Annotated in this window: 3 protein-coding genes; all 3 read right to left on the reverse strand. The window is 27.0% G+C overall.

What is annotated here, in order from left to right; all coding sequences use genetic code 4:
* Nucleotides 1-15: 15 nt before the first annotated feature.
* The 3 genes from EXC53_RS03270 to EXC53_RS03280 all read right to left on the reverse strand — a co-directional run bounded on the left by EXC53_RS03270 (nucleotide 16) and on the right by EXC53_RS03280 (nucleotide 13,448).
* The gene (locus tag EXC53_RS03270) at nucleotides 16-10,743 is read right to left on the reverse strand and encodes an SGNH/GDSL hydrolase family protein (RefSeq protein ID WP_165261043.1); all 10,728 of its coding nucleotides are present in this window, start codon (nucleotides 10,741-10,743) and stop codon (nucleotides 16-18) included.
* Nucleotides 10,744-11,047: 304 nt separating this feature from the next.
* Complete coding sequence (locus EXC53_RS03275) at nucleotides 11,048-11,824, reverse strand: Nif3-like dinuclear metal center hexameric protein (protein WP_119571996.1); 777 nt, start codon at nucleotides 11,822-11,824, stop codon at nucleotides 11,048-11,050.
* 121 nt (nucleotides 11,825-11,945) lie between these two features.
* Entirely contained in the window at nucleotides 11,946-13,448 is a 1,503-nt protein-coding gene (locus tag EXC53_RS03280) for an RNA polymerase sigma factor (RefSeq protein WP_119571995.1), read from the reverse strand.
* Between the last annotated feature and the right edge of the window lie 11 nt (nucleotides 13,449-13,459).

A 13,459-nucleotide genomic window follows, 5' to 3' on the forward strand; every position in this document is an offset into this window, starting at 1 on the left:
GTGGTTTTTCTTATATTATTGTGGGTTCTTTAAGTAACCTTTGTTTAAAGCGTCAAGTAAAACTTCAACAATTGTCCGAGAAGAATGGCGATCTTTTGGTTTTTCTAAATAATAAATATATGCAAGAAGTTGATCTGCTCAGTAATTATCGTAAGTAGTTGTAGTAGATCTATTTCCTTGAACAAATTCATCATTATATCAACCATTAGATTTAGCTCCCATGGTTTTGTATCATTTTCGAAGCTTTTGATCAAAAGCTTTTTTGTTTGCATCACGTGATTCATCAAAGGCAGCTGCCGCTCCTTTATTAACCATTGCTTGGATGTCAATTCCGATGTTTCAGAATTGAGCACTATCATAACCAACTCCATCACCAATATATCAAAGTAATAATGTATATAATCTAAATAAAGCTTTATATTCATCAGTTAATTTATATTTAACTTGATATTCGCTTGAATATTGATTGGTTGTAACTTTTTTAATTAATTCACGATAAATTGGTTTAAAGAATACTTTAAAGAAATTTTGTGCTTTCGAAACAACATTAAAAATATTAACATCAAATTTCACCCCGGTAGCTTCACTAGAACCACTTGAGCTTGTTCCTCCGCCACCTGAGCTTCCACCAGCAGAAGGTTGATTTTTCTCAACTAAATTTGTACGAATGAATTCATAAATACCAGTTGTATTTGCGGCATTAAAATGTCCGCTTTTACCATTATTGGTTGATGTATAACTATATTTTGAAGCTTCGAAAAGACGATTAATAAATTTAACATAATTAGCATCACCAATTTTTGTCAGAATTTTTTCAATTAAATCTTTTTGATTAAGAAGCTTATCAAGTGAAATTTGTTTTGATTTATTAACACGAATTAACGAAAGAACTCCATCCATAATTGCTTGTGAAAATGCTGCACTTGGGTTATTTGTTGCTTCAAAATTAGTATTTTTTAAATTAGTATAAATTTGTTCAAAAACTCAATCAAATTGATTTGAATTCACAACTGTTACAACAAGACCTTTAATCACACTTTCAAATAACGCTTCATCTTTCAGGATACTTAAATTTCAATTAGAAGCTTTCATTTTTGTGATTAAGATTCTTGCTAAACCACGATAAAAGTCATTGTTTTGGTTATTATTCACAATGTCCATGATTCAACCTTTGAGGTTAGTTTTTAGTGAATCTAATGAATTTGATGATGGTTTATTTAAAAGAACATTTAATGCACCATATCAAGTAGTCTTACTTAAATATTGATCTGTACGATCGAGAATGTCGTCAATAATTAAATCAAGAACACGTTTTAATTTTTCGTTATTAACAAAACTAACAATTGTATTATTAACAATCTCAACACTAACATCATCTTCTTGATCGAAAATTAATTTAGCTAATTTAAGATCGCTTGCAATTTGCTTAATCTTATCTTTTTGAGTTAAGAATTTTCCAATAATTCCATGTAAAATTTTACGAACCGCACTTTTATGATTAATTGTTTGACCGTTTTGAACACTTGAACCAATTAAAAGTGGATCTCTTAGGAATTTTTTGAAAGTTTCATAATCAGTTAACTGTAAACTTGCAAAGAGATTGTTTTTAATAGTTTCAATCATTGTTTGTAAGTTTTGGTTTGGTTTCTTAACAACTGAAATTAAAGAATTAATTAAATTATCTAAAACTCCTAAGCGATCAATTCCTGCATAGACATTATTAGCAAGAACATTAATATATAAATTAATTTCTGAATCAGTTTGAACACCTAAAAATTCTAAAAACTTATGAATTAAATATTCAGCATTAACTTTAAAACTATTTGTTTTTAATGCTCCTAAAAGGAAGGTTTTTAAATCACGTTTAAACTGCAATTCATTATTCGCTGTTGCAAGATAAGCTTGTAAAATCTCAGTAAAACGACTTGCTCGATTAATAACTTGCGGATTTGAAATGATAAAACTAATTAAATTAGAAATTAAATTGGTACTTTCCGGTACTCTAATAAATTCATTAATAATGTTTTTGAAAACATTTAATCCATTATTGTTTTGATTATTAACAAAATTTAAAAGAATAAATTCTTGTGTTTGTTGAGGGATTTGATCTCAAATCATTTGGCCAAAATCATAATGCTTAATAAAGTAAGAAATGATGTTGTGAATAAATTTCTTGAGAGCACTTTGATTATTTAAAACTTTCTCAGAAGTTAGTAATGTTTTGAGTAATTTAAGTAAATTAGCTTCTAAGTTTTGACTATCACCAAAGAAAAGATTAAATTGTGTGCTTGCAACATTAATTAAACTTGCAACTTCAAAATCTTTACCATGATTTCCAAGTTCATCAAAACTAGCTTTTAAAATTGGGTTTAATAAATTAAGATGTGAATCAAAAGCTTTAAAAATACCAATTAAGTCGCCAAAAAGTCGAATTGACTCAATCTTATTCATTCCGCTTAAAAGTTCATTATATTCTGAATTTAATAAACCATGATAAGCAACTTTTCCAATCATTTCTTGAGCTTGTGCATTTGCTAAAAGTACATCAACTAAAGGTGTAACTAAGCTCACTAAATTTGCATTAAATGTTTGATCTGAGAAAAGAATTTTTAATAAATCATTGTATGAATTAGCTTGTTTAAAATCATCAAAATGTAAGATGATGTGACTAACTGTTTCACTAATTAAATTCTTAACATGACGATTTTGCATCAAGTTTGTAATAACTTGTACAAAATCTTGTTCTGCAATTTCATAGCTTGCTAATTTTGTTCCAAAGTTAGCAAAACCGAGAATCTTAGTTAAGTATTGATTTTTGCTTAAAAAGTTAGCAATTAAATTACGAGCAATTTTATTTCAAGTTTCACTATTTTTAGCAACATTAGTTGAAAGATTGATGAATTTTTTAATTAAACTAAAATCGTTTGCAAAATCAAAACTTTGCAAGATATTAGCTCCGATTTTTGAACTAAATTCATTTAAATTAGAACTATTATTAATAGTATTAATTAAAGCATCAAATAATTTATCGTAAGCATTTGTTTGATCAATAAAGTTTCCTCAATCAAAGAGCACATCACTAATTAATTTATCTTTATTAGGAATTTGGGTAATACCTTGATCTAATCCATAAACATTTAATGTTTTGAAAATTAAACTACTGATAAATTTAGTAAAATCACTCACTTCACTACCATTAGTTTGCTTAAAGGTAGATACTAAGAGTTTTTTAAAATTTGTTTTTAAACTTGCAATAAAACTTGTTTTAGCAGTAAAGTGTTTAAGAATTAAAAACGGATTATCTAGATTGCTTAAAAAGTTTAAGTTTGGTTCATTTAAAACTTGTCCAACTGCTAGGTTTAAAACATCATAAAGTGATTGATTATTAAAGACTTCATTAAGAGCTGCAATTAATGCTTGTTGAACATTTGTATCAAAAATAGGATTTTGAATACTTCTAATAGATGGTTCTAATCATTTAATAATTTGGCTTGAATTACTATCTTTTGCTCCTTGATGTAAACCTTTAATTAATTGAACTATAACTTTTTGTAAAGCAGATTTATTATTTTGAATTGCACTTAATTTAAAAATTCGGTTAGCAATGTCTACTAAATTTTGACTAAATTCACCTGTAAGCATATCTTTAATGATAGTTGGTAAATTCTTAATTGCTTGTGCAAGCTGTTCTTGTGAAGTTGAAGCATTTTGAATTTCATCAAAAACACGACGAATTATTTTTTCAAAAATATCCAATGAACCTAAGAAGTTAGCACCTTCATAGGCCAAGTCATTAATTAATTTTTGAACATCAGAAGCTGTAACCTCAACATGATAAGTTTTTAATGTTTGGTTTAAAAATGATTTAAGTAAATCTGTAATTTGTTCGTTGTGTAATATTAAATTAACAAGAGCAATTAAGTTATCACGTAATTCTTCAAAATGTAAATTTTTTAAAGTAATTTGGACTAATTCACCAATTGATTGAACATGTTCGTATTCATTCATGTGTGAAATAACGCTTGTGATAGTATCGATAAAAACATTCTTAAATTGTGATGAACTTAGAATATCTTTAAGTAATTTATCTAATTTATCAGGCTCAATATAATTACTAATTTCAGCTTTGATATTAGCTGGTAATTTATCTAAAATTGAGCTTGCTTGTGAATTTAAATCTAACGAATCATAAGCATTTTTAATAATCTTAATTAGAGTATCTTTATTTTGTTGGAACAACTTAGCGTTTGCAATAGCTCGAATTAAGGCTAGGACATTCTGTTCAATTCCTTGACCTTGGCTAAGATTTTTTTGTAACGCTCCAAAAACACTACTAATAATTGAAGGAACATTAAGTGAAATTCCGTTTTTAGCAAGTTCGGCAACCAATGAATCATAAGCGACATTAGTTAAGCTTAAAACTGAATCAATATTGAAATAAATTTCAACTAAATTAGAACTTAAACTATCAATTTCACTATCACTAACTCCGGCAAAATATTTACTTGCTTCTGGTGCTTTTAAAAGATTTTTCAGCGTGGTTTTAAAGAAAGTTTTAGTATCTGGATTTGCAATAAAATCATTAATAATTTGAATTACCCGTGGACGAATTAATTCTGTTAAATCATTTTGAGCAAAAAAGGCTTTAATTAAATCGTTAAAACTATTTGCTTGCTTAAAGCTATTATTTGAACTTGCGGTTAATTTTTCTAAGAGAAGATCAATTAAATTATTAATTACACTTTGAGTTTCTTCTTTAGCGTACTCTTTTTGAATCAACTCTTTAAGTTTTGTTGCTGTAAGTCCAACTTTACTTGCAATGTTTGTTCATGTTTGTGAGTCAACTTTATTTAAAAGTAAATTCAATTCACTAGGTGCTAAATATTTTGTAAAAGCTTTGTGAGCAATTTCTTTTAAAGTTGCTAGATTATTTGTTTGGAAAATTGGACTATTTAAAAGTTCCTTAATTAAACTAAAATCTTGGAAATTGAGAAATTCACTTAAATCGCTAACTAAACTATCTTTTAACTGAGCAAAACTTGTAATATTTGCTTGATCTAAAAGATTTGCAATTTTATTTAAAATTCGAACTACAAATGGGTTATTTGAATTTGATTTAAGAAGATTTAAAACTGTTGTTCGTAAATCACTAGCAAATGAGTTTGGTAAATCACTTGTAATTAAACCTTGATCTTTAAGAATTTTATTTAAAGTTTTCGCAAGAGAATTATCTAAGAAATTATTATTTAAGATACTAATTGCAAGACCGCTAATTGCTTCTAAATTAGTCTTTAAATATTTATGTTTTTTAAGTAATTGGAAAATAAAGCTTTCAACATCAAAAATATCACCTTGAAAACTGTTAAAAATTAAATCAGTGTGATTGAACACAATATCAACAAAACTATAAATAAGTTGATCTAAATCTTCATTATCAACAACAAAATTAATGACATTAATTAATTCATTAGAATCAAGATAGTCATTCAGATTTGCAGGTAAAGAATTAGAGTTAACCAAGTTTGTTAAAAATTCTCTTAGTTTTTGTTTAGAACTTTCTTTTGCAAATAAATATTTAAATAAATTAATTAAATATGTTTTATTTTGACTAAAAATTGGAGAATTAAGAGCAATTTGCAATTTAGTTTTAATTTTTCCTAAATCGTATTGCCCATCTGTTTTTAATAATTCTAAAAGTTGATTTGCAATAAATTGAGGATATTTTGCAATTTCATCTGCTAAATTATCACTGGTTTTTAGTTTGTCAAGAAAATCAATTGATTGATCAATTAAAAGATCATAAAACCCTAAGTCTTTAAGAAGTTTTTTAAAGTTTTGTGAAGTAATTCGTGCAAACTTTTTGCTTGGTTCAACATTTTGAAGATAAAACTCTTCTAAATGTGTTTGAAGTAATTCTAAAATTAAATTTGAAACAACATTTTGTAGATCATTTAAATTTAAAAGTTCATCAAGTAAATTATGAATATCAGTTTTGAAAGTTTGTAAATCAACGATTTTGAGAACTTTTTGTGCAAAACTGGTTCAAGAATTAACTTCCGGTTCTTTAAATGCTTCTAAATTATCAACAATTTTAGTAATTACATTACTTAAAATATTTTCAAAACTTTGATTATTTAAAATAATTTTTAATAAATTACTTAAACTTTCAACACTTAAATACTTATTTAATTCAGTTTGAATACTTGCAGGTAAAGAGTTAATAACTTTTGAAATTGACTCTGTTGTTAAATTAGCTAAAACTTGTTCTTTGGCATTAGAGAAGATTTGTTTTAAAGTTTCTTTAAGTTCAGAATCAACATTTGTGGTTGCTAAAAACTTTTGCAAGATTTTGAAACTTTCTTGACTTAAATCTAATGATTCTAATTTGGTTTGAATTTTAGCTAAAATTTTAGCTACTAAATCATTAAGAGTATCACTTTTTGAATCATTTGCATAATCACTAAGTGCTTCTAAAACTAAATCAATAAGACCATATTCTTTAACAATGAATTTGACAGTTACAAGTGAACTATTTAATAATTCTTTTTGTTTGTCTAGACTAACATTTTTTAAATAAGGTGTTAATTTAGCTTGATTTTGAATTGAGCTTAAAATTAATTCTAAGATGAAATTATCATTAGCATCATTTTCAAGTAAATTTTTGTTCAAAATATTTTTTAGTGGTTCTTGAATTTCGCTAATTAAATGAGAATCTTTTAAAATTGCAACAACAAAATCGAGCGGAGTTTCTCAATTCCCATTTCCTAAAATTGAATTACTTAAAATTGATTTGAATGTTGTTCTTAAAATTGAAGTAAAATCAGGATCTTTTAAAATGGTTTTAATTAAATCTAAAATAGTTTGATTTGAAACTTGACTTAAATTCAGAGCTTGAACTGGAATTTGATTAATTCAAGTTTCAAAATTAGCATGATTAATAAATTGTTGATAAAGCTCAATTGCAAACTCTACTAAGTTGTTTTGATTGCGATCATTTAAAGTAGCAAGATCTTGAATTACATGTTTAATAATTCCAAGAATATCAATTTCACTAAGTAAAGTTGGTCAAGTTGTTTGTAACTGTAATTTAATTTCATTTACATCACTTCCATTTTCAAGGGCATTAAATAAATAAGTAACAACTTTTTCAATTAAATTATTTTGCTGTGCATAGCTAACTAAAGTTGAAACAATAAGATTTAAAGAATCGTAATTTCGGTCTAAATTTAAATCAAACCCTTGCTCTTTTGCTAAATAATCAAGTAATTGAATTAATGTTTTAGTATATTGTTCTTCTTTTAAACTTTTAATAATTAGCGGTTTTAAAGGTAAAATAACTTTTTCTTTAAAATTTGTTAATTTCAAGAAAACATTAGCAATTTCTTCAAATGAAGATTTGTTTGCTAACGCATCAATTCATGAACGATCATTAATTAAAATTTCTAAAATTTGTGAAAATGACTGAGTAATTTCATCACTTGTCATTATATTTTTAAGAATTTGTTCAACTTCACCAGGATTGATGTAGTCTGCATATTTTTCTAATTCTGGACGAACAAAAGAAATGAAAATTTCGTAGATAAAGTTTCCGTGAGCGAATTTATCGTAAATCTTAGTTAAAAGATCTACTCACGCTTGTTTGTTATTATCAATAATGTCAAACTCTAAAACTTTTTTAATAAAGTCAAGTGGATTAGGTTTAACTTTTTCAACAATAAGATCAGTTAAAATTGATGGTATTTCTTTGAGTTTTTGAGCTTGAACATCTAAGTTAGCTTCATTTTTAATTTCTCTAAGCAGAGCAAATAAACGATCAAAGAACGGATCTAAAATGTCAAGATTACGTAAAATCTTACCTAAGTTTGTTGCTAAATCATTGATTAAGCTTGAATATTTAGGTAATTGAGGATCAAGTTGTAAACTTTCAAATGACACTTGTAAAATTTTCTTTAAAACATTTTGGAAATTCGGATCATCTAAAAGGGAAGTTAAAATTTGACGAAGCGGATTTTCAATTGGTGCTAAATCAATTCTTACTAACATGAATTTAACAAAGTCACCAAGATTTTGAATTTCTGCTTCATGACCATTAATTTCAGGTAATTTATCAATAAATTCTTGGACAAGATAATTTACAATAGTGGTTAAGTTTTTGTTTTTAGCAATAATTAAAATCAAGTTATTAAAGTTTTCTTGTCCTACATATTCTTCAATTGCATTTTTAGCAGGACTTGGTAATAATGCATTAATTAAACTTGTGATTCCTAATTTTTCTGACTGTAAGAAATTGGTTACTAAAGTTTTAATTATTTCTTTATTTTGAACAACTTGCTCAGGACTTTGATTATCTGTAATTGCTTTTGAAAGAAGTTTGATAATTCCTAACAATTGTTCTGGATCTTTAAATTGTTTATTAGCAGCTTGTGTTAAGCTATCTTGGGCAAGATTTCCAAGTTCATTATTAGGAGTAATTGGGAATCCTTCAAGAAAACTTGCAATAAATTCTTGAACAAATTCAAATAAATCATCTGCTTCATTTGAATTATTGATAGTAACTAATAAATTTCCCAATAAGTTTTTAAAATCAGCTTGTTCTTTTTCGTTTTTAAGTAAATTATTTTTAGATAAAAAGTTAGTTAATGAAGTTGATACAAAATCTTGAACTGGTTGCTCTTTTAAAAGCTTTCTTAAAATGTTTTTAACATATAATGAAAATTTAGCAACAAATTCTGAACGATTTAATTGATCACGTGTTTCGCTAAAATTCGGATCGTTAATGAATGCACTAAGTAAATCTTTGAGATTTTCAACATTTTCAAAATTTTGACTATTATCAACAAAAGTATTAATTAAAAGATGTGTTAAATTAATAAAGTCGGTATTTAATGTTTTTGTACTTGGGTTTTCAAAAATTAAAAGATTTAAAAGATTAGTTAATTGTTGTTTTGATACTCCTAAAACTTTTTGAGCTTGTGGTTCTGCTAATTCTGTAATTAATTTAACTAATTTATCTCCATAAACTTTAAAGACATTGCTTGAAATTTCGTCTAAAACTTCTTTTAAATGAGATTTGTTTTCGGTGATAAATTTACTTGAAGCAAAAGCATTAACAATTTGATAAATATATCTTTCTTGTAGAATTGCATCTTTAAAGGCATTAAATAAAGTCGAAATATTTAATTTACCTCTTTGTGCTAAATCTTCAAGATTAGTTTGAATTTGATTAATAATATCACTCAAAATACCTGAATCAGTAATTTGATTAATAAGATCTTCGGCAACTAAAACTCCATCACGAGTCGTGAAAAGAATTTCATGTAATTTTTGTTCAGGATCAACTTTTAAATAGAATGAGTTTGTTAAAAGTAATTCAATAACATCAAGCGAAATATCTTTAAAGACATGAACAAGTTGTAAAATACGATTTGAGAAATTATTAGAATTTCTTAAAATATTAAGCTCTTGCTCGAAAGTTGTTTCTTTGTTAAGAAAAGCTGTTGTATTGAATCCTAAAACATTAATTGGACTTACATTAGTTTCGATTTGATAACTTAAACTTGCACTATCACTATTAATAAAACTTGTTGTAAAGTCATAACTATCATATGAATAGTTTTCAAGAGCTAATTTTGAATTTGTAATTTTAAGATAAATATCCATTGCCATTTTTTTGTAAGCACGTGTATTTGGGTGAATATCTAAGAAAATGCTACTTAAATTACGATATTCTTTATTTCAATATGTTGGATTGTATGCATCAACATAGTTAACATCATATTTTGAAGCAATCTCAATTAAATTACTGTTTAAGAAAGAAACGATTTGATCCATAATGCTAATTTTTAAATTAGATCCTAAAATCCCACTAAATGCACGATCAAAAATTTCTTTAAGCCCTAAGAAAGGAGTTGGATAGCTTACTAAATTAATATTCGCATTTGGAGCTAGTAATTTTAAATTACTAATAAAATGAGCAAGACGTTTTTTAACTTCTGGTAATGTTTTTTCATAAATTTCACTAATGTATTCTGCTGCTTTTTGGTATGACGGTGAATTTGAAGTTAAATTATCAATTAACTCAAAAAAGTTACTATTTTTAAGTGATTCAAAAATTAAGTAAAAAAAGTCATTAGCTCCTAATGTAAAAGTGATTAAGTTAGCATTTTTTAAGTTTGCTAAAATTTCAGCTTTTTTAGTTTGTGGGTTTGAATAGCTTGTTTCTAAAATATTATGATATCTACCTTCTGTGGTTTGATAATCAATTCCTAAAAAACGCATTCAATCTAAAATTGTAGAACCAGAAACTGCATAGTTATTAAATTGACTAACACGATTATTAACATTTAAAATGCGTGCTAAAAAAGCCGGATATGAAGCTCCTTCAATTTTGCCTTCAATAAGTGAACCCGGATAATCTTGTGGTAATGTCCCATCAAAACCAGCTGTAATCGAATCTCCAAGTGCAACATAATTAATTTTTTGATTAGCACGAATTAATTTTGGTGAAATATTTCTTTGTGTATTTTTGGAATTATTAATTTTGCTAGGATCAATTACAATTGCTCCGCTTTCAAAACCAGGATCAACAGAGTGGATGATGTCAGTTGGTAATGTTTCAACATCATTTTTTAAAGTTGGACGATCTAAAATGACATCTCCATCTCCTTTTGGAAGTGGCCGTGAAGAACCAGGAGCTGCACATGAAACAAAGGCAGCTGATGCCCCGATTCAAGCTAAAGCCATAAGGATTAAATTGTTCTTTTTCTTCATAACTAACTAAAGCTTAATGCTTTTTCCTTTCATATCACAAAACCCTTCCAATATATTAAAAATATATTGGAAAAGAGGTTGTTGCTTTTATGTTTATTAAATGATACCAAAAAATCACTCAAAAAAGTACGATCAAAAAACCCTAAATATTGTAAAAAGTAACTTTTTAGCTTTAAAAAGACTTATTTTTCATCTTTTTGCTAAAATAGGAAATTTTTAATATTTTTAAAGAAACTTAATTCTTTAATTTAAAAGAAAAAACTTGCTTTTAAGCAAGTTATAAATTTTGATATGGCTCTTTCATTTTGAACTTAAAAATACGTTCTTTCGGTAATTCTAGGCTTAAAAGTTCCGCAAGATGATCGACAAAAACTTGTTCATCTAAATGCGGGATTTCTAAAATATTAATTCCTGTTTCACGGAAGTTAATTCAGTCGCTTCATCTAAAATCGCTACTTACAATTAAATCCACTCCACGAGCAGCAAGATCATTAATTTGACCAACATATCCGCTTCCACTTAAAAATGCAATTTGATGCATTTTTTTATCAAGATCATCTTTAATTACATTAGTACGAAAAGAATGAAAATCTAGTTTTTCTTCAATTAATTTCTTTAAATCAGCAATCGAAATCATATAGTTTAAAATTGCTGAAAATTTATCTGATTGTGGATCAACAAACTGTTCTAAACCTAATGCACGGACAATTTGATAGCTTGTTCCTTTCGGATCGCAATCATAATTTGTATGCATTCCAAAAGTTGTGATTTGATGTTCTTTAAGTAATTTGTGAAGCTCTTTTTTGTAAGGTGCTTTTTCATTTTCTAAAATTTTAGTTGCTTCAAAATAAAAAGGATGGTGTGTAACTATGATATTACAATCATTTGAAATTGCAGCTTCAATAACTTCTTTGGTTACATCAATCGCAAGCATTACACCTTTTAATTTTTTTGCTTGATTAAATTTAACACTATATCCAGAAGGATCTCAAATTTCCTTATTTTCTAACGGATATAAAGTGTTAAGTTTGGAAACAAAGTCTTTTAATTTCATTTTTGGATACCATTTTCTTTCTAACTTTTGATTTATAAAATGATACAACTTTTAAATCATTTAGCTGTATTTTTAAGGAAAAAATATTATTTTGATAGAAAAAACCAATTTAAAATTGGTTTTAATTTTTAAGGAAATCTTTTAAGTTTGGTCCATGTTTTGGATTATTTTTTAACTTTCTTAAAATTTTATTTTCGATTTGACGAACACGTTCTTTCGAAACTCCACCACGTTCTTTAGCTAACTCATCTAAAGTGTGAACTCTATAACGTTGACCATCTTCGTCAATCCCGATTCCAAAACGTTTACGGATTAATTCTTTGTCTTCTTTAGCATCTAATGTATCTTCAATGATTTCATTTAAAATTTCTGATAATTCTTCTTGTGAAGCATAGTCAACTGGAGAAACAATATTATCATCTTTAACAAAATCACTAAAACTTGAATCATTTTCCTTACCAACTTGTTTGTCTAATGAAATTGGATCAATATTGATTTTACGGATATAACGAACTTTTTCGGCTGTATAGCCTTCTCCAAATCGCTCTGCGATTTGTTCATCAGTTGGTTCTTGTCCTAATTCTTGTTGTAATTCTCTTTCGATTTTAGAGATCTTATTAATTGTTTCAACCATGTGGACTGGGACACGAATTGTTCTTGCTTGATCTGCCACAGCACGTGTAATTGCTTGTCTAATTCATCAAGTAGCATAAGTTGAGAATTTAAACCCTTTGCTAACATCATACTTTTGAACCGCTTTAAGAATACCAGCATTACCTTCTGAAATTAAATCAATAAAAGTAAGACCACGGTTTTTGTATTTTTTAGCATTATTAATAACTAAACGCAAGTTTCTTTGAATAAGTTTATCTCTGGCTCTTTTTCCTCTAAATCCACCTTTTTCCATTTGTTTTGCAAGTTCTTTTTCTTCTTCAATTGTAAGTAATTCTCCATACTTACCAATTCATCTCATATATCACTTAACAATGTCATTGGTTTCAGTTAATTTATTTGATAAAGATTGTTTTTCTTTATTTTCATTTAAATCCACATCTTGATCAAAGTCTAATGAAAGATCATCAAGGCTAATATCTGTATCGTCTTCATCGAAAAAGCTATCTTCAAGAACTTCATCTTCATCTTCCTGTTCTTCGTCATCATCTTCTTCATCGATTTCTTCATCAGGCTGAAGATATTTATCTTCATCAAAGTCGTCACCATCTTCGACAAAATCTTCATCATCATCTTCAAAATCAGGTAAATTATTAATTTCTTCTAATAATTCAGAATAATTTTCCTCAGATTCTTCATCAAAATCTAAATCATCTTTTTTACTTGCTTGCTTTGTAGCTTTACCTTTTCCTTTTGAAGAATTTGATTTAGCTTTTGAAACTTCACCTTCCAAATCATCTTCGCTTACAAAATCATCATCACCATAATCGAAAGCATCTAAGACAATCCCTTGTTCAATTAAAGCTACAATGAAATCGTCCATTGAATCTTCATCAATTTCTAATCCTTTTTTATCTAAAATTTTAAAAACTTCTTCTTGTGAAAAGAAATCTTTTTTCTTACTTGTTAATTCTCTTTTTAAAAAATTAATTATAGAGTCAAATTCATGCATTGTCACCTCTT

This window comes from Mycoplasmopsis gallopavonis (assembly GCF_900660635.1).
Lineage (GTDB): Bacteria > Bacillota_I > Bacilli_A > Mycoplasmatales > Metamycoplasmataceae > Mycoplasmopsis > Mycoplasmopsis gallopavonis.